The organism is Curtobacterium sp. Leaf261 (assembly GCF_001422205.1).
GTDB lineage: Bacteria > Actinomycetota > Actinomycetes > Actinomycetales > Microbacteriaceae > Curtobacterium.
In genome coordinates this window covers 789,378-815,398 of sequence record NZ_LMMJ01000001.1, presented here as the reverse complement: position 1 = coordinate 815,398, position 26,021 = coordinate 789,378, and the positions used below count along the sequence as shown (strand labels likewise).

At 65.3% G+C, this 26,021-nt stretch carries 7 protein-coding genes; all 7 read right to left on the bottom strand.

Annotation, left to right across the window (positions count from 1 at the left end):
• Nucleotides 1–233 precede the first annotated feature (233 nt).
• The gene (locus tag ASF23_RS03430; RefSeq protein WP_055948782.1) at nucleotides 234–1,175 is read right to left on the bottom strand and encodes a 5'-nucleotidase; all 942 of its coding nucleotides are present in this window, start codon (nucleotides 1,173–1,175) and stop codon (nucleotides 234–236) included.
• Nucleotides 1,176–1,201: 26 nt separating this feature from the next.
• Nucleotides 1,202–3,505 (bottom strand): 3'-5' exonuclease, encoded by a 2,304-nt coding sequence (locus tag ASF23_RS03425; protein ID WP_055948779.1) that lies wholly within the window; start codon nucleotides 3,503–3,505, stop codon nucleotides 1,202–1,204.
• A 13-nt stretch (nucleotides 3,506–3,518) separates the two neighbouring features.
• Complete coding sequence (locus ASF23_RS03420) at nucleotides 3,519–9,989, bottom strand: DEAD/DEAH box helicase (RefSeq protein WP_055948777.1); 6,471 nt, start codon at nucleotides 9,987–9,989, stop codon at nucleotides 3,519–3,521.
• Nucleotides 9,986–14,650, bottom strand: a complete 4,665-nt coding sequence (locus tag ASF23_RS03415; RefSeq protein ID WP_235510754.1) for an Eco57I restriction-modification methylase domain-containing protein — start codon at nucleotides 14,648–14,650, stop codon at nucleotides 9,986–9,988. Before ASF23_RS03415 ends, ASF23_RS03420 begins: the two co-directional genes overlap by 4 nt.
• Nucleotides 14,651–14,653: 3 nt before the next feature.
• Nucleotides 14,654–17,554, bottom strand: a complete 2,901-nt coding sequence (locus ASF23_RS03410) for a helicase-related protein (RefSeq protein ID WP_235510753.1) — start codon at nucleotides 17,552–17,554, stop codon at nucleotides 14,654–14,656.
• Between the two features lie 247 nt (nucleotides 17,555–17,801).
• A complete protein-coding gene (locus tag ASF23_RS03405; protein WP_055948775.1) occupies nucleotides 17,802–22,646 on the bottom strand; it encodes a DEAD/DEAH box helicase in 4,845 nt (1,614 codons plus the stop codon).
• Nucleotides 22,643–26,014, bottom strand: a complete 3,372-nt coding sequence (locus tag ASF23_RS03400) for a hypothetical protein (protein WP_055948774.1) — start codon at nucleotides 26,012–26,014, stop codon at nucleotides 22,643–22,645. Before ASF23_RS03400 ends, ASF23_RS03405 begins: the two co-directional genes overlap by 4 nt.
• Between the last annotated feature and the right edge of the window lie 7 nt (nucleotides 26,015–26,021).

The window sequence follows — 26,021 nt, the reverse complement described above, 5'->3', positions numbered from 1 at the left end:
GAAGTGTTCACGCCGGACAGACAACGTTGGACGCGGCATAGCGGAGCTTCGGCGCAGCAAATGGGCCTGGAACGTGGTCAGCCCTGGAGGTGCTAAACCGCGTCGCCCTGGCCGATGAGAGTGCAGACGCCCGAGTGACGGAACTGCGCGAACACGGGAAAAACCCTGACTCGGGGGGGGGGGGCGGACGGCCACTTGCTCGACGCGGTTCGGCAGCCTGAAACTCGCTCCGGTCAGCCGGAGGTCGCGGCCCGGTTGATCGCGCCAAACGGCACGTGCACACTCGGTGCGACACTCGCCGTGCGATCAAGATGGCTTCGCTGGTCGTCGAAGAAGATGTGCGGTTGCAGCACTTGCAAGATCCGCCCCTTGTCGATACCCCCCAGGAAGAACGCGTCGTTCACTCGCACACCCCACTCTTTGAGGCTTTTCACCGCCCGTTCATGCGATGGTGCGTTACGAGCCGTGACGATCGCAACGTGGACTCGAATCTCGTACGACGAATCCACACGACGACGTTCCTCCTCCTTGTCCTGAATTCGATTTATGTTACGCAGCAGCTCGCGGAGGGGGCCGCCCTCATGCGCCTCTGTGGAATGGGTTGATTCATGGGCGTGAAACTCATCCAGTCCGCCCGATTGCATGATGGCCTCGGAAGGGTCGTCCGCCAAAACGCCATCGAAGTCGAAGGCGATTCGTAGATCGGCGGAAGCGTCATCGTCCGCAGCTCCCGTAAGCACTTGCCCTGCAGGCAGGCCGCGTTCGATTGCATCACGAACGTCTTCAGCGTTCGCCGACAAGAACAATGACATGCTGAACGCAGGAATGAATTTGTGTGGTGAGCGACCTTGCATGAAGACTGCACGAGTGATCGGCAGGGCGTGATGGGCAATCGACCTCATAACCCTCAGGCCCGTCTCAGGGTCATTACGAGAAAGAACGATCACCTCGACGAGAGGGTCGGCTGGATCATCAGCCAGATCGTTCAAGCTGAGTAGACGCTTGATGAACGGGAACGCGATGCCGGTCGGAAGTGCGTCGTCCAGGTGCTCCTCTTGATACCTTCTGTACTCGTCCTCGCCGCTGGCTCGGAACACTGCGTCAGATTCCTTCAGGTCAAAAAGTGCACTCGAGGCTACGCCTATGACAAGGCGGTCCTCTAGTTCATACGGCAAGCGGTACTCCTTGAGTCAGGTTTCATCTAGAGATGCGAAACATTTTCGATGAGCGAAGAGCGGACTCCTCGCCAAGTGACGACGAGCTCATCCCTCGCTCGACTCGCAGCTACGTACAAGAGCGATCGTTCCCGCAGCATCGCGTCATCGAGATCATCTCCGGTCTTGTCGCGGAGCGCCCACGGGCTGGGGATGACGCCGTTGGTCACATCGAACATCACGACCCGCGAGAACTCCATGCCCTTCGCCCGGTGCATCGTCATGACCTGCGGCAGCCCGCGAGGGGCGTCCATGTCGCTGACGGATACGCCCTTCGCGGAGAGCTGCTGTACGACCGCACTGGCCTGCTTCTTGCCGCGAACGAGCACGGCTATTGTCTCGGGGGCGACACCCGCGTCGAGCCAGGATCGAACCCGATCGGTAACGAATGAGAACTGGTCCGCTGGCGTCGCGGCTCCGTGTAGCTCCGGGGCAGGTCCTCGACGCGCTGAACGGTATCCGTGAGCAGACTCAACGGTGCCCTCACTGTCCTCGAATGACGCGCCCTCCAGCACGCCGAGCGCCCACTGAAGGTTCTGCTGCGTCGTCCGGTAGTTCAGCGTGAGTCGTCTCGAGCGGCCGGTGATCTTGATCCCGTAGCGGGACAGCACGACGTGCTGCCCATAGATCCGCTGGTGTGCGTCCTCAGCGATGAACAGGTCGTCCTTGCCTTCGGGAACGAGCTCGCGGAGGAGCTGCCACTGACTCGGCGTCAGGTCCTGCGCTTCGTCGATGAGGAGGTGATCGATCGGCCGCTCACTGGGATGAGCCGCCAGGTGTGCTGCGGCCACGGAGGAGAGCTCAGCCCAACTCAGCCGTCCGAGCGAGCGAGAGTTTGCACGGAACCGCTCGACGACCTTCCAGACAGCATTCCGCCTGGCGCGGTCGAGCGCGATGCCGCGTCCGGCTCGACGAACGGAGCGGTACTCGTCTCCAGTTGTGATCCGGTTCGGCAGGATGACCTGCAGGTACTCGGCCTCGAGGAACGAGGTGGTCGCGAGTTCCTCGGGCAGCCCGCCATCGGCATCATCTATTGCCTCGAGCCATCCGTGATCATTCGAGACGAGCTCGACACTTCCTTCCACCGAGTGACCGAGTACCGCGCTCATCGCTGTCGCCCATCGGTCCTTGGAAGCATTGTCGCGCACGGCTGCGGCCAGCTGATCGACTCCAGACGACAGCACTCCCGGCGCACCGAGTCGCCTCGAGCGATCCAGCGACGGATCGAGCCGCTGGACGTCGCGGTCGAGCGCTGTCGACAGGGCGCGGGTGAACGTCGTCAGCGCGATCCGAGAGCCGGGGTAGCGGGCTTCGAGTGCGCGGGCGCGGTGGAGCAGCACGACGGTCTTGCCGGTTCCGGCACCGCCACTGAGCCGGAACGGTCCGTTGTACGACCTGCTGGCGTACGCGCGCTGCTCGGGATGCAGGAAGACGCGCCAAGCGCCGAAGTCGCCACCGTCGATGACGCGGCGGAGCTCGGCGTTGTCCTCGATGAGTGTGAACTGCATCCGCGAGGCTGGCCGTTGCAGCGACGCAACGAGCGCATCATCCGGCGACGCGGTCGGTTCGAGCGTCGTGGCCGGAGCCCTGACGCCATCGCGGTCATCCACGTCGACGGTGACGTCGACCGGCGCCTCGCCAGACGTCTCCGCAGCGACCGGTGCGCCGAGCCCGAGCGATGTCTTGATCGTCTCGATCGAGTCGCCCACAGCGAGCCCGAGCACAGCGTTCTGTTGCCATTGGTTCGGGAGCTCCGCCCCGAGCAGCAGCAGGGCGTCCTCGTCCGGTACGGCCATGAGCGCCGCCGCTGTTCTGTCGTCGAAACCCAGCTGGTGTGTGAGGTCCTCGACGACGTATCCGTGCTCGACCAGAAGAGCGACGGCCGAACTGGCATGCCCCGCACCCGGTCCGGTTGCGGATTCGGCGACGAACGGCGTCGTGGTGCGGACCGGCTCCGGAGCACCGGCGTTGATGAGCTCGGTCACACCGTTGATGGGGTTCACACGGAGGACGCGCGTGCGGGCGATCTCGATCCCCTCGTCGTGCTCGTACGTGCCGATGTACACGTAGAGCGGACCGCCCGGCTCGACCTCGATCCGGTAGAGCACCGCGCGAAGCGAACCGTCCACCCGTCCGGTTCGTGCGCGTGCATCCACCGAGTTCTGTATGGGCTCGATGTGCAGCCCCGGAATGGCGTCGTTCTCCTGCAGCTTCTCGAGGAAGTTGAAGACCTTGACCTTCGTCGGCTTCTCGAGCTTCTGCTTGGCGTTCATCCACGAGATCTGTGGCATCAGCTGTCCTTCCTCATGCGTCTGTTCCGTCGGTCTCGGCTGCGCGCGCGGTGAATGCCTCGACGATGTCGTCGTAATCGGCGGGCACCACGTTCCAACCGGCAGCCTCGAGATCGTTGCGGTCGACGCCAGTCAGGGCCGAATCGACTGCGAGCTTCATCGACGACCATCCGATGGAGAGCGGTATGCCGTCTTCCACCTCGACGCCGACTTCGGGAATCCGGTCGATCTCTGCTTCCAGCGCGAGCCGGAGCAGCAGCTCCTGTTCGCCCGTTTCGGCCAGCTCGAGCACTTCTCGCCACTGCAGCGGTACCGACTCCCTGCTGGGATCCTGGCTGGCCGCCGTCGGAGCCTGCACGATGTTCAGGTCCTCGAGCTCCGAGGTGGTCCCGATGAGTGGCGTCCGGACGTCGCCGACACCGAGAAGGTTCCCGAGATGGAGCCACTCCGCCCACATGGCGGCGAAATCGTGCTGGGCGACGCGCTCCGTTGAATCGTCGATCATGGCGGCGGCCCAGGCAGGAACGGGAGGCGTGTCGCCGGGAGAGCTCCGCGACAACAAAGCGAGACCAGGTCGCGCGAAGGTCCACGACCGGCCACCATCTCGCTCCGCGAGATCCGCGAATTCCGATGCTACGGGCGCGAACGGCGTCGCCTCGAGGTGCTCTGGAGCACTCGCCGCATAGGACAGCATCGGAATCGCCCTAGCGACACGTTGCCAATGTCCGTGGGTCGTCTCTGGGTCAGCGATCCACCCCATTAGCAGCCGCATCGGATCCCGTCGGAGCATCTCGAGGGCGGCTGGCGCGAGCAGGTACTTCGCCTCGACCCCGACGGTTCGCGACGCGTCGTACCACGCAGGCAACTGTCCATCGCCACCATCAACGGCCCGCTGCATGTCCTGCCACGTGATGGCGAGGACGTTGTAGCCGAGCTCGCGCAGACCGCGCCGCTTCGCCGCGTCGTCCGCCAGACGGTTGTGCGCTGGCGATGCATGGTAGGCGTACCCGTCGGTGTAGATCGCGATCGGCGGGAGCGGAGCACCGGTCGCCTCGAGGACGAAGTCGGGTTGCGTGCCGCCGATCTGCGGCTGCGGGCGGAGCGTCCAGGTCCGGTGCTGGTTCGGCAGTGTGACCTGCACCTTCGAACCCCATTCGGTGTCGGTCTCCTTGATTGAGGCACCCAGCGTGATGACACGCTCCTTGAACACCTTCCGGAACCACTGTTCGAGGTGTGACTCCGGGTCTTCGACCGGGTTGTCGACCGAGTCGACGACCCAGTCCCGCTGCTCGCCGTCACGGACCTGCAGGAGCTTCTCGAGGTTGCGCAGAGCGCTGGCGCGGGAGACCGCGTCGGCGTTGCCGCCCGGCGCGTAGGGGAGCAGGCACTGATCACACGCGGAGCGACGGTCGTCCGTCGCGCATCGGCAGGCCTGGAGGACCGTGCGAGCGCGCTCGAGCACCTCACGGATACGAGCCGGTTCCGCGAGGTCAGCGAGGTACCCGGTGCCGCCGGGAACGGTGTCGTGGATGAGGAGCGCCTCGTTGTTCACCTCGTGCCCGAGCAGCGGCTCGACGCACGTCGCGATGTGCAGGTGATCAGGATCGCCTCCGATGACCTCGCGGAGACCGAGCTGGATCGCCGCGGACAGGCTCGGCAGACTGAGACTGTCGCCGATCGTCATGGACGTCGGGACCCGCAGCAGGATGGCCTGGGTCCGGAGCGTCCGGGTCAACACGATCGACTCGGTGTGTTCATCAGCAGACTTGCGGTGCGGGCACCACGCGCGGTGCTCGTTCGCCGTGTTCTTCCCCGCATCGCGATCGAGTTTCCCGCACGCGCGGCACAGGCGGAAGAGCGGCGCAGCGTGCTCGGACCCGGCGATCACGCGGTTGCCGCCGGAACTCGCCTTGCCGAGGTTGAGCCAGCGGATCGTCATCGACCGGGAGTACTTGACCCCGAGCCCGACCTCGTCGACGAACCACGGTTCGAGGATGCTGGCTGGGTCGATGTCGGCTGCGAGCTGGAGGGTGAACCGCGTTCGCGTGCGGTCGTCGTCGGCATCGTTGATGGTCGACTCGTCTCGCCGGACCTCCGCCGAGACCTGCTCCATCTCGACGGTGGAGTACCGCTGATTCGTGTCCGCGATGGCCGTCGTTCCGCAGCGGGGGCAGACCGACGGTGCGGGGTGTTCGCCGTCGATGTCGGCCGCGAATCCGCAGGCTGGGCAGAACACGGTCGTGTGGATCCGTTCGCCATCCTGCCCGAGGTCGACGGCATCGATGTCGATCTCGAGTCCTTGCGCGTAGAACCGACTACCCGGCGCGAGTTCGCTGATCGCGATGCTGCGTCCGCGCTCGTACGTCCGGTCGTCGGTCTCGAACTCCCCGCTCTCGGGATCGACCCAGCTCAGGCCCACGTTGAGCTGCACGCGGTCGTCGAGGAGCGTGTAGTTGGGGAGCACACCGAACCGTTCGAGTGCGGCGATCCAGAACTCACCGCGCAGTTCCTGGAGCTGCTTCCGCACGAGCCGGAGCGACGCACGCGCGGAGCGGAGCGCGGTGATGGCGCTGTCCTCCTTGGACGCCTCCGCCTGCTGCTCGAGTTGCGGCAGCGATTCCTCGATCTGCTTCCTGCGGAGTCGCAGGGTCTCTGCGTCGTGGTTCCAGTCCGTGCTGGCCCGCACCATCGTCTGCGCGAGCCCGCTCGAGCCTGCGACGTCGTCGACCATGACCGCCCAGGTGCGGAGCGCTGCCTTGGACCCGTCGCTCACCCCGTCCATCGAGCCGAGGAACGCGTCGAGGAACTCCTCCGACCGCGATTCCGCCGTCGAGGTGACCTTGGCGATGAACGACGTACCCTCCGTCTTCCGCAGGACGCTCATGGCGTCCTTCACCATCCCCAGGTCGTCGGCTGCAGCGAGCTGGTCGACGACGAACGCCGTGTACTGGCGTCGGATGATCTCCACCGCGTTCAAGTAGGTAGCCGGCGGGCGGACCGACCCGTTGATCACCGAGAGCGGGTCGCCGATCTTCGGCAGCTGGGCACCGCGGCCGAGCACGAACGCCGTGATGAGAGCATTCCCGGTGAGGCGTCCGGCACGACCGACACGCTGCAGGTACGAGGAGACGGAGCGTGGGAGGCCCGCGAGGAACACCGTCGACAGGTCGCCGATGTCGATGCCCATCTCGAGGGTGGGTGTGGCGACGAGGACGTTCGGTGCGTCGGGCCGGGTGTCCGACGACTTGAACGCGTTCTCGTACTCCAGGCGGGTCTTGTCATCGAGCAGACCCGTGTGCTCGCGAGCGACGACGCGACGCATCGTGCCGGTGTCGTACTGGCGCCGGTAGTAATTGTCGGCGTCTCCCTCTGAGCGAAGCAGATGTCCGCGGCATCGGTCGGCGGTGCACGGTCCGCCGACGAGCTGCGACGCCACTGCTGCCGCGACCGGGGTCGTGGTCTCGCATGTGTCGCAGACCATGATCAGGTCTCCGCTCGTGAGCGCGGCGTCGTCCGCGGGCGCGACGATCACCGAGCTCGGGCGGAGTCCGTAGGCGCGCGCCTCGCTGCCCTTGATCGGCCAGCTGACGACGATCTCCTCGTGATCGAGTCGTTCGAAGAGCCGCCGAACCAGGTTGGCGCTGACCGCCGCAGACACGTCGAGGTTCTTCCGGGTCCACCGGGCGTACCAGCTCTGGGGAGAGGATGCCTGATCGAGGTTCGACTCCCGGCCGCCCTGTGCCTTCGGGCCGAACCGCGCGAACGCGGGTGCCTCACGGCCGTTCGGGAAGGCCGGCATGCCCTGTCGTCTGGCGGGCCGACCGCCCCACACCCACCACCGCTCGCCGTTCTCCTCGATGTACCGACGGAGCCAGGTGTGCTCGATGGCGCCGCGCTCGCGCAGCCGTTCGAGCGTGCCCCGGACCCATCGCACCAGAGCGTCGGACGTGATCGTGCCGTCGGAGTCGTCATCGAGTCGACCTGCGGTCTCGATCCCGTCGATCGCAGCGCGACCGATCGCCTCCAGTCTGGAGGCGGTGCCGGCGTCGACGGAGGCAACCAGACTGCCCGTCTCCTCCAGCGTCCGACCGACCCGTGACTGGAGGCCGAACTCGAGCGCGACGTCGAAGCGGACCCGCTCCTTGACTCGGTTCTTGACGGCTGGGGAGGGCTTCTTGTCCGGGTCCCAGAACGCGCCGAACCCGGCGCGGTCGACGAGGTCCGGGGGGAGCAGCCGGTACCGCTCAGCCGGGGTCGTCGCTGCCTGGATCATCGCGTCGGCGACATCGTCGAGGCTCATCGGACCGTTGACGACCGACCGGACGGCGTTCCGCAGGTTGAACACGTGCGCACGGCTCTGGATGAATCCGGCCCGGTGCGCTGCGTCCTGCACGCTGTCGGTGAAGACGAGCGCCTTCTTCTCGCCCTGATCGAGGTCTCGGTCGCCGAAGAGCGTCGTCACGACCACGGAGAGCTGTGTTGCGATCGCTGATCCGAGGAAGCGGATGCCCTCGCGCTTGCCACAGTTCGGGCAGGTGTCCCGCCCCGACTCCTCATCGGCATCCGTGTCGATGAGCGTGAGCACGGGGAGGATGGTATTGGCCTCACGCTCGGCAGCCGACGGGAGGTCGATGCGGAGCTCGCGGTTCTCGACGTGCAACCACCGCAGCTGCTCGGCGCTCTCATCCGTTCCCTCGAGCGCGACTTCACCCTCTCTGGGTGCGTGGATCAAAGCGCGGAATCGACTCTTCTTCGATCGCGCAGCGTGGTTGCCTCGGATCGAGTCGTCGTCGGTCGACAGCGAGAAGCCAATCGGTCCGAGCTCCACACCCCATCCGCTCCGTCCACAGTGGCGACAGAACACGGCGGGGAATGCGTGTGCATCGGGTGCCTGAGCCGCGTCGAGTTGCTCGACCGACGGCACATCGCCGTCGTCGGTCCAGGCGAACGCAGGCGACGCCTGCGCGAAGCGATCGACGCGCGACAACGCCCGGATCCAGAGGTGGAGGTCGACGGAGACAGCGTCGCGGCCGGCCTCCTTCCGCACATGGCTGAGCGCGCCGAACACGGCGATCAGCGCCCGAGACCGATCGGAATCGCGATCTGTCGCCGTCTGTGACGCAGCGAGCTCGTTCGGGAACACCTGCGCACTGAGTGTGGAAAGCGGAACCGAGGTGGCTGCTCGTCGGACCAGCTCTTGCACGAACGGGTGCGCCTGCAGGAGATGGAGGAGCAGGGCGAATCGATCTGCTCGATTCGGTGCGGAGTCGAGCGCCAGGTGGAGACGCTCACGCGCTCGTTGGCCGTCATCCTCGGCGTCCTGCTCGTCCTGTGTGGCGTACAGCCAGTCGACGACTCGCTCCGTGAGGAGGTCCGCATCCCGCGGCCCCGTCATGGCGTCTGCATCGATGAGCTCGAGCAGTCCGTGAACGCGGAGGTCGGTCACCTCCGCCGCGACCAGGTCGATGTCGGCGAGGAGTTCCTCGGACTGGTCGACCCAGTCGTCGAGCGTCTGCCGGGTCTCCGTGACGACACTGTCCGCATCGAACCCGCCACCGAACACGGTGTTCGCGAAGTCGACCATCGCGGCGGGATCACCGCCGTCACCGAGTGTCGCTGACGTCGCGACGGGTGTGAGCAGACCAAGGGGTCGATCCCGCGCGACGTCCGGGACGTCAGCATCGGACGGCCACCGGGACTTGAGCGCGAGACCGAGCCGCCGGAGCAGCATCGCGACGTCGGTGCCCTGCGCGCCGTCGTAGGTGTGGAACTCGTCGAGGACGAGGTACCGAAGACTCAGCGCGCTCTGGTCCCACAATGCCCGGTCGCCCGGACGCAGGAGGAGTTGGTCGAGCATCTTGTAGTTGGTGAGCAGGATGTCCGGCGCGAGCGCTCGGATCTCGTCGCGCTCGGTGATGAGGTTGTCGGCCGTAACTGTCCGCTGGGTGGGACCGTCCTGGCCGGTGTAGAGCGCCGCACGGATGCCGCCGAGTGCCGGATCGCCCGTGATGAGCTCGGCGATCCGGCGAGCCTGGTCGTTCGCGAGCGCGTTCATCGGGTACAGGATCAGAGCCTTGACGCCTTGCACGCCGTCTCGCTTCGCGCGGAGTACGTGATCGACGATCGGGTGGAGGAACGCCTCGGTCTTGCCCGATCCGGTGCCGGTCGTCACGAGCGTCGGCTGCGGTTCGGTGTGGCCGGGGCGGGGGAGCGAGCTGAGCCGTTCGTAGGCGGCCGCCTGGTGTCCGTAGGGTCGGCGCGGCGGCTGCCACTGCAGCGAGTGCTCCCAACCGGCTGCGGCTGGCTCGAACGGCAGACGGAGCCGCACGTACGGGCCCCGGAAGATGCCCATCTCGGGGTCCTCGAGAAACCGGGAGAGCGACTGCTTCGTCTCCGGGTCCGCGAGGGCGAACGTCGTCGTCAGGTAGTCAAGGAGCCCCTTCCGGATGTCCTCGGCCTGCAGGGTGGGGAGCAGCTCGCTCATGACCGCTCCTCCAGGAGCTTCTCGAAGTGTGCGTATGCCTGCCGCATGTCGGCCTCACGGTCGAGCGTCCGGAACGGGAGCTCGTAGGTGTAGGTGTTCCCGGATGCGTTCGTCGCCGTGCGTTCCTCGGCACTGATGCCGTCCTGCTTCTGCCGCCAAACCTTCAGGACTTCGTTCGGCACGAGGCGGCCGTGCGCGTCGTAGAAGTAGACGTTGTGGTCGTAGCCGTAGAGGACCGCGAACTGGGTGCGGTAGATGGTGCAGAGTTCGTCGGCGGTCAGGCCAAGTGTAATTGCAACGATCGCATCTATCTCGACCTGAGCTTGACGCCGTTCGCTGGCTTTTCGAAGAAGGACAGATGGCGTCCAGGTTTTTGACAGCCCGTCGCGGAGTGACATTCTCAAAACCGATGCGTCCTGATTCTCAGACCATAACGCGGAATAGACGGAGGTATTAGCGATCAAACGTAGATAGCGGTAGCGGAGCTCGTCATCAAGTTGTCCGGAAGATAGAGGTAGGCGTTCGAGCGTGCTGTTGATGATGTTCGAACGAGGAGCAGATCGGACGGCAAAGTCGAGAATTAACGACATGGTGAACCCCCCGAGCCTAGTGAGCGAAGGCACGTCAGCACGTTCATCTTGAAATACGGCGGTCGAATAGATGGTGAGCACATGAGCCGCCCCAGGGGGGATTATGACGCTAACGAGCGTCCGCTCGCCTGAGTTGGCAGCCATGCTGCGCCATGCGAGTCGATGATGGTCACGAGCAGCCCCGCGTACACCCCAGTGCGTGTAAGCGGCATTGTAAACCGACCTCGCGTTCGCGGGTTTGTAGGCCGTCACCGGAAGCGAATCTGGAGCGAGCGCCTCGATGTCAATCAGTGACCAGTCCTTATTGCTAGACATGGACTTGTTCGGCGACTTATAGGCAGGATTGGCCACGAAGAGATGCGGCCCCTGGAGGATTACGTCCTCCCAAGCATCGACTGGACCCCATTCCACTTCCAGCATCCGCCTCTTGCGGTCAGTGGTCTCGTTCCAACCTCGACTAAATTCGAGATCGAGATCCCCAATACGCTTGCTTCGCGCGAGCTTATCCATTGCGCCCGCTGACGCGCTATTCACGGCGTATACCATTCGCGTGTGCCGCAGAGGGATGTCCTCGTCCTCTAGCACTGCATGCCATGTTTTCAGCACAGTCTCATTCACTTCGACTATTCGGCCGCGGTGCGGGTGCAGATCCCAGTTGCCGTCGCGGTCTTTAAGACCCGGCTCCTCGCCCGATCCGTTGTGTCGGAGGGAGCCGAGCGCGGTGCTAGGGTGATAGAGATTGGTCGCTTGGCTAAATTTCGGAGAACGGTCACTTCCATAAACGTGTACGCCAAAGGATACCAGGTTGTGAATGTCAAAAAGGCGGAGTTCATTGATGAATTGCCAGTGGCGACGAAGACGTTGATAAGTCTCCCGACGCAAAGCCCCCGCTCTCTCGTCCGTGAAATGCGCCTCCGGGTGAATCAACCCGACTGAACCTCGCGGGTTCGCATGTCGCCAAGTCTGCTCCATGAAGCACCGGTAGAGGTCCGGTCGCAGTCCCGCGTTCATCGGGTATGTAATGATGTTCCCCACAGCCGAGCGGGCCGCGATAACCGAGGTCAAGTCGTCGAGGTACGAGCGGCGAACTGTCGGGTCAGTCAACGCGAGTTCGCGCCGCCGGATCTCCTCGTCAACGGGGGGCTTCGTGGCCAGCGTCCACCAGGGGTCGTGCTCACCTAGCGATGCCGATTCATTCCAGTCCGGACGCACCCACGGCGGGTTCCCGACTTGCAGGTCGAAGCCGCCCCGGGCGAACACGGGAGCGAAGTCGAGCTCCCAGTGGAAGAAGCCCTGCTGTCCGGCGATTCGCTCTGCGGCGGCGAGCCAAGGTCGGCCTGCGAGGAGCGTGTCGAGATCGGTGGCACTCGCGAACGCGAGGTCGTCCGCCTCCTCGTCGTTGAGCGCCTCCCATCCGCTCTGCCGTGCACCCAGCGTCACCTGCCCCTGCCGCGCGGCCGCGGGTCGAGCCGTCGTGTGCTCACCGAGGAGCTCACGGAGCGTTGCGATCCACTCGTCGAGCGTTGGGGGCGTCGCCCCGTTCGTCAGGGTGTCCGTGAGGGGCCAGAACCACATCGCGCACCACGCGTCCATCGCGCGGCGGATCCGCTGATACGCGCCGTTCGGGTCGCCGAGCTTCCGCTCGATCTCCTCGCGCGACACGGCGCCGCCAGCGTCTGGCTGGTCGTCAGCACCCCAGATCGGTATGTCCCGGCGGATCTCGTGCTCGGCGATCTCGAGTCGGCGACGTGCGATGTCCCAGAGCCGCTCGACCCGGTATCCGAGGGCGATGAGGGTGTCCGTTTGTTGCTTGGTCGGCTTCGCGAGGACCTGACGTCGCCATGCCTTGAGCGCGGCGAGAGCCTCCGGGGCGAGTTCCTTCGCTTCCTTCGCGTCGACTGCGCTACCCCAGCCCTCGGCGGGGAGCAGGAAGTGGTGCACGGTGCCGTCGATGTCGGCACGCAGAGCGCCCGGTTCCGGTGCCTCCTGGGTGAAGAACGGAACGACCCTCGGAACGGTCTTGAGCCAGGCCTTCGATGCGACGGACGCGCGGTCGTACACGGCGCGACGCGCGCCGATGAGCGAGTTGCCGCGACGGAGGTGCAGGCCGAACCACGGCGCCTGCAGCCCCTTCGACATGGTGTCGAGCCACAGGGTGATCTCGGCGAACTCCACCGCGGTGGCGTTGAGGTCGACGCCGTAGACCTGGTGCAGGGCGATGGACGCCTTCACGCGCTGTAGCTCGGCCGGGTACTCGTCAGGGTCGACCCGCTCGCCGAGCTCCTTCTGCCGGCGCGTGAGGTACTGGTCAGCGAGCTGCCGCACGGCCTCGATCGCGAACGCTCCGGAGCCGAGTGCGGGCTCGCACACGGTCAGCGTCAAGATCTCCTCGGCGGGCGTGATCGTGTTGTCCTGATCGAGGAGTTCTTCGAGCGCCTGGCCAACCGTGAACTGGGTGAGGACCTCCGGCGTGTAGTACGAGGCAGACTGCTGTCGCTCGCGACCCGCGAGGCGGTAGACGAACGATCCCTTCTCATGACGAACGCGTTTCGGTTCGCCCGTGATGGCATCGGTGCGCATCAGGAAGTGCCGGGTCTCGATGTCGCTGTCCTGCGTGACCGGCAGCACCCACGAACCTTTCACGGGGTTGCCGTCGGGCGCCACCTCGAACAGGTCCTCCTCGGCGAAGAAGCCGGTGTAGGACATGAGGCCCTCGTACACGGCGCCGAGCTGGTTGATCCCGAGGTCGGCATAGCTGATGTATCCACGGTCCCGGCTGCGGCTCTCGCGGCTGAGCAGGAGCCGCGCGAGCACCTGCTGCATCGCAGCGTCGCTGAGCTGCACTGCGTCGATGTGCGCGACCGCAGCCGGCTCGAAGAGATCCGCCCGGATGCTCTCGAACGGGAGGCCCTCCTGCGTTCCGTCACGCTCGTCCCGTTCCGGACGGTGGCCGTTGTGCACCATGCGGAACAGCACCGCGAGCGACGCGTAGAAGTGCGTGCCAGTCTGCGCCGCGGGCGAGGCCAGTTCCACGAGCGTGAGTTCCCGCAGACGATCGAGGCTGTAGCCGTTCTCGTACTGCGGTGACCCGACCGGCAGGATCTCGAGCTGGGGCGATGCCTCGGCATAGAGCAGGAACAGGATGCGGTAGAGGTAGCGGAGCGATTGCTTGGCGAGGGGCTGCGCCTCGGACGGCGGGAGCTGCGGCAGCCCGGCAGCGGCCCTGCGCGTGACCACGTCGTTCGCGATGATCTCGATGGACTCGCGGACGCCCTCCCGCAAGTCCTCTGAGACGCCCACGGTGTGCTTCACGGCATCGTCGAGTGTCGCTGACCACCAGATCTCACCGTCCGCGTCAGGCGCGAGCGATGCGGCCTCGACGCTCGTCAACATGCGGTCGATCTCACCGCCGCGCTTGGTGTCGTTCCGCTCGCAGACGAGCTGCAGGTCGATCGCGAGGTAACGGCCCTCGAACCACCGATCCCGTTCTGCGACGAGCATCCAGCGCCCGGCCATGACGAGCGCGAACGTCGGCGGCGTCTCGCTCGCGAACACGGTCGAGAGAGCGCGCACCACGGAGGTCTCGCCCTCGGCCTCGTCATCGAGGACCCACGGTTCGAGCAGCGTCTCCGCGTTCTTCTCCAGCAGGCTCTCGAGCTGTGCGACCGGTTTCGCGTCGAGGAGCACGAGTGGTGCGCCGCCAGAGACGCCGTGGAGCGCGACGAACCGCAGCGGACCTGCGTGACGGATGTCGTACGCGCCGTCCACGTACCCGAGGACGGACCGGAGGTGCGTCAGGAAGGTGCGCACTGCCTCCAGTCCGGCTTCGCTCACCGAGCCGTCATCGTCGGTCTCCGGGCTGATCGTCGTTACACTGGACAGGAGCTCGGAACGGTGGGCGCTGAAACGAGCACGGGTGGACTCGTCGTGGTCCGCGTCCGTCTCGTCCCACGCAGACCGACGTGCTCGCACGCGTGCCTGGAACGACTGCGATGTCGCATCCGTCGTCAGGTAGTGCTCGCTGATCCAGTCCTCGCCGACGATGATCGCTTCGGATGTCAGTGTCGCCACGGGTCAGACCTCGTTCTCGTTCAGCGGGGCGGTGTCCACCGGTTCGTCGGCCGGCACGACCACCAGGAGCGGCCGGACGAAATGCTGGTTCGGCGACATCTCCTCGGCCATCTGCAGTTCCTTCTCGACCGTGATCCGGTGGCGCGTCAGACCCGGGAGCTGCGTCTGCCCAGCGGCACTCGTCTGCCACTCCGTGGCGCGCTCAGCCCACGCCTCGATGCGGTTCTGGATGTCGGCGCCCGACGCCGCGAGCAACTGCTCCGCCGTGGCCCGCGTCGCATCCACCGCGAGCGGGATCAGGCGCTGCAGGTCGCTCGTCGCCACCCTGCCGGGGTTGGTCGTCACCGACGCGGAGAACGCCATCGCGGTCAGGGCCGAGCGAGCATCGGGGTGGGATTGCACCGCATGCAGGGACGGTGTCGGGAACTCCACCGTGCAGTACGAACTCGCGACGACCTGGCCGCGCCGGTTCGTCAGCGTCGCGTGGACGAGGACCATCGGGCTCTCGACGTCTCCGCGAACCGCGAACACCGTGTTGCGTCCGAGGCGCGACAACGCGTGGTCACTCGCCCACTCGAGCACGGGGTGCAATGGACCGAGGTAGTGCGCCTCGGGCCACGTGGAATTCTGCGCCTTGTTGTTGATGGCGTCGTCGGCGCTCTGCTTGGCCTGCGGGGTGGTGGTGGCGAGCACCAGGTTCTCCGTCACCTTCCGGTCACGCAGGTAGGACTGGGGCAAGACGTCGAGACGCTGCTTGAGGTCCCGCGGGGGGACGAGCTGTGCGATGCCGGTGCTCCGCTTCCACGAGACGCCGCCCCGCTCCGGTGGGTCCGTCGGGACCTCGGAGCGCTCGTCGAGCGCCGTGTCGAGGAAGGTGACGTGGTCCGGGAAGAGTCCCGTACCCGAGGTACTCGCGCGGGATGCAACCGCTGCGGTGCTGCCGGTCGTCGTCGCGGTGGTACCGGTCGCAGTTGCGGCCGGAGCGGCGTCCATCTGTGCGAACAGCGCCTCGAGGCTGTTCGAATCGTCATGCAGGAGTGAGTCTGCAGTCCGAACCGTCTCATCGAGCGTCTGCTTGCCGCGAAGGACATCGCGGATGGCGTCTTCTTCGGCAGTCGCGCTGTACTTGCCCATGAGTGAGGCAACGTCCCCGAGTGCCCCATGCGCCTCGTTCTCGCGTTCGAGCAGGTTCTTCAACACCCTCACGTCGCCGGCGAAGCGATCGTTGCTCGGGTCGAGCAGGAGCGTGGTGATGCGCGGCGCGTGCTTCTGCCCGTAGCGGTCGATGCGTCCGTTCCGCTGCTCGATCCGGATGAGGCTCCAGGGGATGTCGAAGTGCACCAGCTCGTGACACTGCGAGTGGAGATTGACGCCCTCGCTCGCGACGTCTCCCGTCACGAGGACGCGAATGGGCGAGGACGATTGCTTGAAAGAGTCGACGAGTCGCTGCTGCTCCTCGTCCGTGAGCCCGCCGTGCATGACCGCGATCTGGTCCTCCCGCAGCTTGAGGTCGTGGCGCAGCTTCGTCCGGAGCCAGTGCAGCGTGGGCACGCGCTCCGAGAACACGACGAGGCGGTCATCCGACGACGGGCCGACGCCGATCCCGCGGGCGTGAGCAAGGAGCGCCTCGTACTTCGCCGATCTAGCATCGAGGGCGGTCACGGTGAGGGCGAGCAGACGTTCGAGCGCCTCGATCTCGCGTTCACGGGCCGGCGACGACTCACCTCGATGGACTCGCTTCAAGCGCTCGGTGAGCGACTCCTCGAGCGCTTTCGGGGATGACAGGAACGCCTTGGCCAGCGTCCAGGGGAACAGCGAGGAGTTCTCGCCGGAGTACGGGTTGGAGCTGCCCGGGTGTGGATGCAACCAGACGTGGGCCAGCTCGTCCGCGATCGCGTTCTCAGCGGGGGAGGCGGCCACGAGGACGTTGTTCGGCTCCTGGCGTTCGGCCCAGTCCGAGCCGACCTCCTTCGCGACCGTCGCGCTGTGCCGGTGGCGGCGGACCACGAGTCGATCGAGCTCGGACTTGATGATCTCGCCACTCGGCGTCACCGCGGTGGGCTCGAGCATCCTGATGAGCTCCGCGAAGGACTCCTTCTTGCCGTTGTGTGGCGTTGCTGAGGCGAGGATGAGTGCCTCGGTGTTCGGTGCGAGGATCCGAGCGAGCTGCCCGTTCAACGTCGCATTGTTCATCACGTTGTGCGACTCGTCGATGACAACCGCATCCCATCGCTGCTTCGCGAGGTGACTGCGATACCGGTCCTGCTTGAGCGTGTCGACGGAGATGATCGCTCGCTTGTAGAAGCTGAACGGGTTCCGGGTGGCAGGGAGCTTTTGCCGAACGCGCTGGATGCCGACCGAGTCGAGGCGGACGAACGGCAGGGCGAACTTCGTCCACATCTCCTGCTGCATCTGCTCGAGGACGTGCTTCGGAGTGACCACGAGGATGCGTTCACCCCGTCCGCGCCGAACCAGCTCAGCGAGGATCATCCCGATCTCGATGGTCTTGCCCAAGCCGACGGCGTCCGCGATGAGGATTCGCGGACGCAGGTTGGCGGGATCGAGTGCCTTGCGGACGGCCTCGCGCTGGTACTCGAGCGGGTCCGCGAGCATCTGTGTCGAGACGCCCATGGCCGTGTCGTGCAGCGGCACCGGCGTCTTGCGAAGCGTTGCCTCGAGCCAGAGCTTCGCTCTCCGGTAGCCCGAGGAGTCATCGCCGACGACTCGCGCTGCGGCGGGATCGAGGACCTCGATGTCGTCGATGTCGCTGTAGAACGTGGCCGTGGTGTCCCGAACGAGTTCGGACAGGCCCTGCACGGTGATGAGGAGCCCGGATGCTGTGGCCTCCGTCGAGAGGACGAGCCACTCGGCATCGCGAACCACGACGACGCTGCCAGGAGCCACATTCGGGATCGATCGGATCTCGCTCAACGGCATGGCTTCACTCTGGGACACGTCGTGGTACCTCTCACCCCGGTGCGACTGCCAGGGAGCAGAGCACGTTTCATCACGCTAGTGGAACGGTCGCCCCTGGCTGTACTCACAGGCGCGAGCACATCATGGCATGAGGCACCGTCAATTCTTGAGGATGATTGGCCCGTCTTCGCAGGCATGCCCGGTGCCACCATGACGTTCGTGCAGTCCGAGGTGCTCATTCGAGGACCACAGGCCCCACTCCCTGGGCGACGGCCATCGCGACGGCTTCGTCTGCCCAGCCAGTTCCGGCCGGGATCACAGTCCATCCCTTGTCGCCGAGCCAGGCGTCACGTTGAACGTCTTGGTCGATGACGACTGCAGTCCTTGATTCAACCCAGGCCAGCTCGACCTGCCACTCGTTCGACGGGCCCACATCCAGACCAACCATCGCCGATTGGCCGACATCGCCGAGCAGATTCAGCACACCAGCCACAGCTGGGTTCGCGAAGTCGGTCGGGATCGCCGCGCTCGTCGAACTCGGGATCGTCAGCGGAGTCGCCTCAACCTGGAGCCCGTCCAGGAACGTGGACGCAGCTTCACGGACCAGGTCATCGTGCAGTCGCTGATTCGAAAAAGTCCGCAGGGAGCGGTAGCAGCTCGTTTCCGGTCCGCACTCGCAGTCCCGCGCGATCTGGAGTGCGCGAGCAAGGACAGAGTCGATGTTCTGTGCGATCAGTCGCGCGTACCCGGCACCGCCGGGAACGGTGTCGATGAGGGTGATCGACGCGGAGTCCGCGAACGCATCGGTCACGCCGTCGATGTTGTCGCGTGAGATCTCAAGCTGGTTCGACACGGCTTGAAGGACGGCGTACAGCGTCGACTGCGCGGTCACTCGGGTGTCCGCACCGGACCACGGGCGGCTGAACGAGATGCGGACGATGTCTGTCTCGTACTTGTGCGCCAGCGAGTACCGCCGGAACCCGCCGGTGCATGGTTTCGCGGACATCGCGTGGTCATGCGCACCCTTCGGAAGTTCGGCGGAACCGCCCATGGCACGCCCGCAGAATTCACACACCCAGAAGCCCTGCTCGGTCGGGCCGACATTGATGCGCACCATCCGAGCGCGCTCGGAGAGCTCAGCCGTCACGATCGCCCCGGGTAGCCGGTGCTGTGTCAACGACACGGTGTTGCCCGTCGAAGCGAGCTGTGTCTCTCCATGCCAGCTCGTGCGGGGCTGACCGTCCCCGGGGCGCTCCTTCCCGCCCTCCGCGATGAAGCCGAAGCGCGGCTCGAAGTACCGGCGCGGCGCGCCGGTCGGCTCAGTTCCACATCGCCCGCACGGCGCGTCATCGCGCTCGAGCCCTTCGCGGTACAGGCCGCAGCCCTTGCAGATACTGAAGTAGACCGGCGGGAGCTCCCGTTCCCGCCGCCTCCCGAGACCGATCGATCGCCAAAGCTTGCCGCCTGCGACGATCTGTGTGCCCGGCGCGTACTCGAAGATCGCCTGCGAGAGGTCCCTCGAGAGTTCGAGCTGCCCGGTCAGTGGAGAGTCGAGTTGGGTGCGCATCTCCACCGTGTCGACCGGGAACCCGTACTTCGGCAGGATGTTCCGATTCGCGAGGAAGCCGAGGAGCTCGCGGCCGTTGATCGTCCTCAGCATGAACTCGTATCGATCACCGACCTTGCCCTTGCGCTCCGCGTACGCCTTGTCGGCGGCTTCCCGGTAGAAGTCGGTCTCCTGCGCGAATTCTTCCCCGACGTTTGTGAGGAGCTCCTTCAAGGAGTTCTTCCACTCCTCGGATCGGCCGTACGACCCACGAACGGTGTGAGCAAGCGCGACCTCGATCGACTCGAGGACAGTTTCCGGTAGGTCGTCGAGCCAGTGGATGAGCGCGGTCGCCGCGGGCTCGGCGTCAGGCGCACCGAAGAAGTCGCTCACCGTACGGTACCGGCGGTGGTGAAGCGCTGCCTGTTCGCGGAAGAACGCGCTGATCACGATAGAGAACACATGCCGTTCTGCGATCCGCTCATTCGCGATCGGGACGACCGGCGGTCGCACCGTGCCTGCGATCATCTGCCGCGGATCGGCGAACATCGCAAGGTCATGGGACCTCCGTTGGGCATAGGTCAGGATCAGCGCTGCGCTGTCAACGCGCCGCCCTGCCCGGCCCGCCCGTTGTACGTAGTTCGACACTGTCGGAGGCACGTTCCGGAGCACGACTGACTGCAGCTCGCCGACGTCGACGCCGAGCTCGAATGTGGTCGAGCAGGACAGCACGTTCATCCGCCCGGCGATGAAGTCCTGCTGGATCTCGGCAGCGCGATCGCTCGACCACTGTGCGGTGTGTTCTGAAGCGCTGAGGGGCACGACGGCGGATTCGCGGTAGAGGACGCGGTAGTGATCATCATCATGGGAGGGCTCTGGGAGACACCAGGCTCGGAGCTCGCCGATACACCGGTACGTCTCACAAACACCGCGGACGTTCGTCGCGGCGACCCGGCGGCACACGGAACAGCGCCAGAGTTGCGTATCTGCGGTGTTGACGAGCCCCTCCACCATCGTCGTGTCGAGCTGATGAACGAGACCGACGCCCGCGACGTTCGAAGAGGTGAACCACTTGCGGGACATCGCATCCGGCGCGGTGAGTACTTTCCACAGACCTTCGAGCGTCGACGCCACGTCGGCGTCGATGGACATGGCACGGAAGATCCTTGCGAGGTAATCGGATCTGCGATTCGCTCCGCGTGTCGGGAGCCAGCTCATCACCTTACGAAGACGGTCCGCTCCAGATCCCCGCACGAAGATCGGACCGAGTCGCGGTTCGAACACCGGATGCCGAGGATCGACGTGCTCGAGCGGGCTTACAGCTCCCTGCAGCCGAAGCGATCGGACGAGCGCCTGGAGCAAATCACTCGTCTCGGTGTCCGCGAAGCCGAGTCGCTGCATCGCAGGGATCGGTTCAGCGCGTCCCTCGTACATGCGCCAGGTCAGGAGGCCCGTACCTTCCAACGACATTCGATCATCGAGGCTGAGCAACTCCGCCTGCACCCATGTCTCAGCGACCGTTTGGCGCTCGAGCGCGGTCTCACCGACCGCGAACACGCCGTGATCGGAAGCGGACTTCCGCACGATCGACGCGATGTCCGTCGTCCGCGGAGGCTCGTCTTCGAAAGTCGCGGATTTCGTACCTGCCAGGACGAGGCGCCGCCGAATGAACCGTTCATGTGAATCTTCGAGGTACGGAGCGAAGTACGCGGCTTGCTGACGACTGTCGCTGAACACCAGCAGCTTTCTGCCACCGCCAGGGAGAACGGCCTCGTCTGCTGACTGCGCCGGTGGGAGTTCCTCGTAGAGCGACGATGTCAAGACACCGACGGCCGCGTTGTTGCCGCTCTCGAACCGCCGGATCACGTTCGGGCGCGCGGAACCACAGTGCAGGCACTTCCCGGGACGGGCGGTCCGGATGCGTTCGGCTGCAACGAGCGCCTCGCCATGACAACCATCGTGAGGGCAGGATCGCTCGTCCTTCTGCGTGAGCCACCCACATCGCGGGCAGAGACGCACAGTGACGGGGCTTGTAGTCGCATCGTCGGCTTCGTCCAGGAGGACTTCATCTTCGTCGTAGACCTCCGGTTCAGACGCGACGAGGCTCAGCCAAACGAGCTTGTCCGATGCTGCTGACTTGGGGGTGAACCAACGCTGCCCATCGGCGACACGCTCCGAACCGCACAGATACGTGCCACCGCAGTTCCGACAGGCCGCGAACTCGAACATCGCGCCGGCGCACGCCTCGCACCGCTCACGACGAACGAGCTCGACATGCGGGCCAGCACCCGTCAAACAGGTGAACGCACCCTCAGTGGCGCGGGCGAACAGGTGGTACTTCGCGCTCAGCGGTGGGGCAGCGCTGTCGTCTCGCGCCGCACTGGCCGCCGCGACGATGTCGATCAGAGCACGCCGGTCGGGTACGGACGGCCCGAGGAGCGACACGAGTTCGTCGAGCGTGCGGGGGTGTTCCGACGCGAGTCGTCTGATCGCCGCGACGTGGTCATCGTTCTCGCTCACCTGTGACGGGAACACCTCACGGGTAGCTGTGACGACGTCCTGATGGTCGGGGACCGCCGCATCGAACGCGAAGTCGGAGCCGAACAGGTCCGAAGCGAACTGAGCGGCGCGCGTGTGATCGGAGCCGACGGTGGCGCTGGTCGCGATGCACTGAACAGGACGGTTCTTCGCGACACGCTCGCGGAGTCGGCGCAGCAGGAATCCGACTTCGGCGCCGGTCGCGCCGTCGTAGACGTGGGCTTCATCCACCACGATGAACCGCCAAGTACCGGCAGCGTCCTCCGTCTCGAAGAGTTCGATGTCAGCTGGACGCAAGAGCAGGTACTCGAGCATGGCGTAATTGGTCAGCAGCAGGTGTGGTGGGTTCGCCCGCATCCGCTCTCTGCTGATGATCTCGTTCTGAAGGTGTCGCTCGCCCGGGTGTTGCCGGGCGAACTGCTCGGCCGCGCGGGCCTCGGTCTCCTGCGTCTCGCCCGTGTACCGGCCGAACGTCACCTCTGGCGTGTCGGCGAGGAGCTCGCGGAGACGCTTGAGCTGGTCGTTCGCGAGTGCATTCATCGGGTACAGCAAAAGGGCTCGCACGCCCGCGCCAATACGACCGCCTACTGCCTCGCGTTGGATGGCGTCGAGAATCGGGAGCAGGAAGCTCTCCGTCTTTCCGGAGCCGGTGCCGGTGGCGACCACCACGTTGCGTCCGGCCGCGACCTTTCGGATCGCGTCTTCCTGGTGACGGTAGAGCGGTCTCGAGAGCGGGAGCCGGCCCCCGAATCGTTCGAATCGCCGAGAGAGTGTGCCCTCATCGATCAGTTGTTCCGGGGAGGCACCGGCCACGTACGGGGCCTGCACGTGGAGGTAAGGCCCTTTTGTGAGTCCCGCGTCTGATTCGCGCTCGATCGCGCCGTGCAGTGCGCTGTTCAAACGCTCATCCGATGGTTCGATCAGTGAGCCGAGGTAGCGCGTGTACGTGCTGGCGACGGCTTCACTGACGCTCAGCGGGTCGATCATGCCGGTCATGCTCTACTCCAACGTTCGGTCCAGATGTCCGCTAGGACGAGGTCTTGTTCGACGATGCGGGGTGCCGCTCGCGCGATGGTTTCGAGGGACGGACGGGTGTGCGCATGGAGCTTCGTCGCGTTCTCATGCCCGCGGGCGGCCGCTCGTGCGATGAGCGCGAACGCGATCGACGCTGCGGGAAGGCTCGTCCAGTCATCCGCGCCGAGGCGCTTGTGGATCGGAGACAGCGCAGCACGCCCGAACGTCCGTTCCAACACCTGCTCCGCGAGCTCGAGTTTCCGGAGAGTTCCGCGGATGTCGTACGAAGCTTCGACTCGATGGTCGAAGAGTTCCTTCCCCGCGACGGCGCGACTGTCGGTGTCGAGCAGTGCACTCGGTACGCAGTTGGCGACGCGCCAGATCTCGGCCACGCGAGCTGCGGGCATCCGAGACAGAGCGCGGGTCGTGTCGTTGAACCGCCCGACACTCGCTTCCGGATCGTCGCCGTTCACGACGAAGTCTTGGAACGCTGCCCCGAGCGCACGGTCTCTGGCGTCGCTCTCAGCGGAGGTTGACTCGCTAGTGGCGTCGACCGGCGAGGTCAGGTAAGCCAGTGCGGGCGCGAAGTCCCACATACTTGGGGATGATCGATACTGACCGGCTGGCAACGTGACGACGTCCGAGGCCACGAGCAGCCCAAGTGGCGCATCAAACGCTTTTCCTGAATCCATCTCTACCGGCACAAACCTGCGGAGCGCTCGGACGGCATCGGTCAATTCTTCCCGGAGGCGTGCGCCCGGCACGCGAAACTTGTCGAGCGTGTTTCCGGAGTAGAGACTCATCACCAGCGGGAGCAAATCGCGGGTGGCATGAAGCGGTGCCGCGCGAGCCAGCCAGGAGCGGATACCCGCTTCCGTCTCGTCGGACGTTTCGACGAGCGGCCGCACCTGAACGTCGAAGACGTTCACGCCGCGGGACGGGTACTCCGTAGGCCAGCGAAACGGCACCCATGGGTCCTCGACCCGAATGACGACGCAGAGTTCTCCCTCGTCGAGGAGTTCGGATCCGAGGTCGACCACGCCGTCGGTGGTCGTGAACACGCTTGCCGGCCGCCACGGCGCGTACCGCCGATAAATGCCGACCTCGAGAGGCTCGTCGGTGCGCGTCCCAACGACCACAATCTGGCTTCCGACGAGCTGCACGGCCTCGGCAAGTGTTCTCGGACGGATGCGCGCGACGGGTATCCTGCTGCCATCGACGCTGACGTGCAGAGTGAGTGAGTGATGCTGCTGCAGGGTGTCCGAAAGTTCACCGAGGTTGTACTCGGACGCGCCGCCGTGGCGACGCCCTTTGGCGATCAGCGTCTGTACCGCCGAATCCCCGTGCATTGCCACGATTGGCGGAGATGTGTCGGGATTGCCGTGGTTCACCTTGAGACGAAGGGTCCCGATGTCCTCCGCGTTGACCTGCACCGGCGCGTGGCTCGGAACCGCCTCGAAGCCTTCTCCCGCAAGCGCGACTGACATTGACGGGATCGCGACGGTGATCTGCACCGTGCGGCCGGTCTGATCGATGGCCTCCAGTGTCTCCAGTGCTCGGCGGCGAGACAGCATGATCGACGGGGGGACTGTCACTCCTGACGCGCTTTCTACCTGGATGCTCGCCGGCTCGAGTCCGCCGTCGTTCGGGAGCATCCGCCGGAACCGTAGGTCAGGATCGAGCTTCAGCCCGCTCACGACCGAGAAACGCCGACGGACACCTCGGCCGAGTGGTCCGGACACATCCACTTCGAACGTGCCGGCGAGTGATTCAGCGCAGACGGCGCCAAGGTCTAGGCCCTGGGGTTCTGCTTTCGCCCAGATACTCGACTCCACGACGGCGGCGCGGGTGTTCACGTCCCGAACTGTCGTGCGCCACTCGACGGTTGGCGGGGCATCCTGCGGTTGGCTGAGATCCGGAGGAATGGTGACGAGCGGCAGCGTGCTGAAGACGTGACCGCCCTCAGCTGATGTCGCGTTCGGAACCATGTTCTCGAACTCGATGGTCGGCCGCGTGACTGTCGACACGTAGCGCCACTGATCTGATCCGCGAAATCGGAAACGACGAAGGTCGCGCAGGTCGATCCGCGCAAATGCCCAGTTCCACCAGCCGAGTATGCTCTCGACGGGTTCGTCGCGGAGGGACCCCCCTTCGACCTCGATGAGATCCGTCATGGACCTGCCGTCCGGGTTCGGCGCTGCAATCCAGACGTCGGTCTTCGGGAGCGTGTTGCGCGGCGGCACCAATTCTCCGGTCCTGCCATCGAACACGAGCAGTGGGTCGCGGGGGTCGACCAGCGCCAGTTCCCAGGTACGGTCTCCGGGGGATGCTTGCACGATGATGTCTCGCACTGCTTTGGTCACGGCGACGGTTTCGGGGGTGACGGCGTCACCCGGCCACGGCGGGTCCACGCGGCGGCGGATCGCGAGATCATCACTTCGGACGGTCCACGAGATCGTTTCCTCTGCGATGACTTCCAGGGAGGGAAGCCGGATGTGTACGCCCTCAAGCGCATGGAAGAGCACACGCGGGACCACGTCGACCTGACGTGTTCGCGCCTTCGGCGATGCGATGCGCTTCTCCCCGAGTTCCTCGAGGCTTCGGAGGAGGTCGCGCTGCATGACGCGCGGGAAGGTGCTCACCTCAAGGTGGGAGGCACCTCCGTGGTGCCAATCCTCGAGGAGTTCTAGGCATCGGTCCACGAGGTCCTCTGCGATCTCGCGACCCTCTGTGAGGAACCGGTAGGAGGGCACGTCGAGTCCGTGAACCAGGGTCGCCGTACTGGAACTGAGCCGCGCAAGCCACTGACAGAACTGGCGCCCATCGAGTCCGTCGCTCATACCAGAACGGCGCCAGAGTAAATCGATGAACTCGTCCATCCGCTGCCCAGGAATCCCGACGTGCATCAGTATCTCGTCCACGTTCCGCCGAGGGAACCTGAAGCGGGACAGCCCGAACGAGTCGAGGGCCTTCCGAAATGCATCGGAGAAGATCTGCTGGTCGGGCTGCGCCAACCGGTGCCCGAGCGCTTTCTCCACGAACGGCCACATACCGCCGAGGTAGTAGTCGAAGGCGGTGCTGCACATACCGGCGACGAATGTGGCACGAAATTCAAACAAGAATGACGCCCGACGCTGCGGGGTATCATTCCACGGATAGCTGCGGCCGATGATCTCGAATACTTCGCGGGCCTCGTCCGGATCGATGTCGGCTTCGATGACGAGTGAACGTCCGGTGAGCCGCGCCCTCCACTCCTGTTCGAGAAGCTCGAATTCTGCCTGCGTCGTGATCATTTCTGTCTCTCGGTCGATGGTCAGCGAGACGATCAGGACATGGAGACGGTCTGACATCGGCGCG

Coding starts and splice junctions, on each gene's coding strand:
- ASF23_RS03400 (WP_055948774.1), bottom strand. CDS start 26,014: ATGTCAGACCGTCTCCATGTCCTGATCGTCTCGCTGACCATCGACCGA.
- ASF23_RS03405 (WP_055948775.1), bottom strand. CDS start 22,646: ATGACCGGCATGATCGACCCGCTGAGCGTCAGTGAAGCCGTCGCCAGC.
- ASF23_RS03425 (WP_055948779.1), bottom strand. CDS start 3,505: ATGCCACAGATCTCGTGGATGAACGCCAAGCAGAAGCTCGAGAAGCCG.
- ASF23_RS03420 (WP_055948777.1), bottom strand. CDS start 9,989: ATGAGCGAGCTGCTCCCCACCCTGCAGGCCGAGGACATCCGGAAGGGG.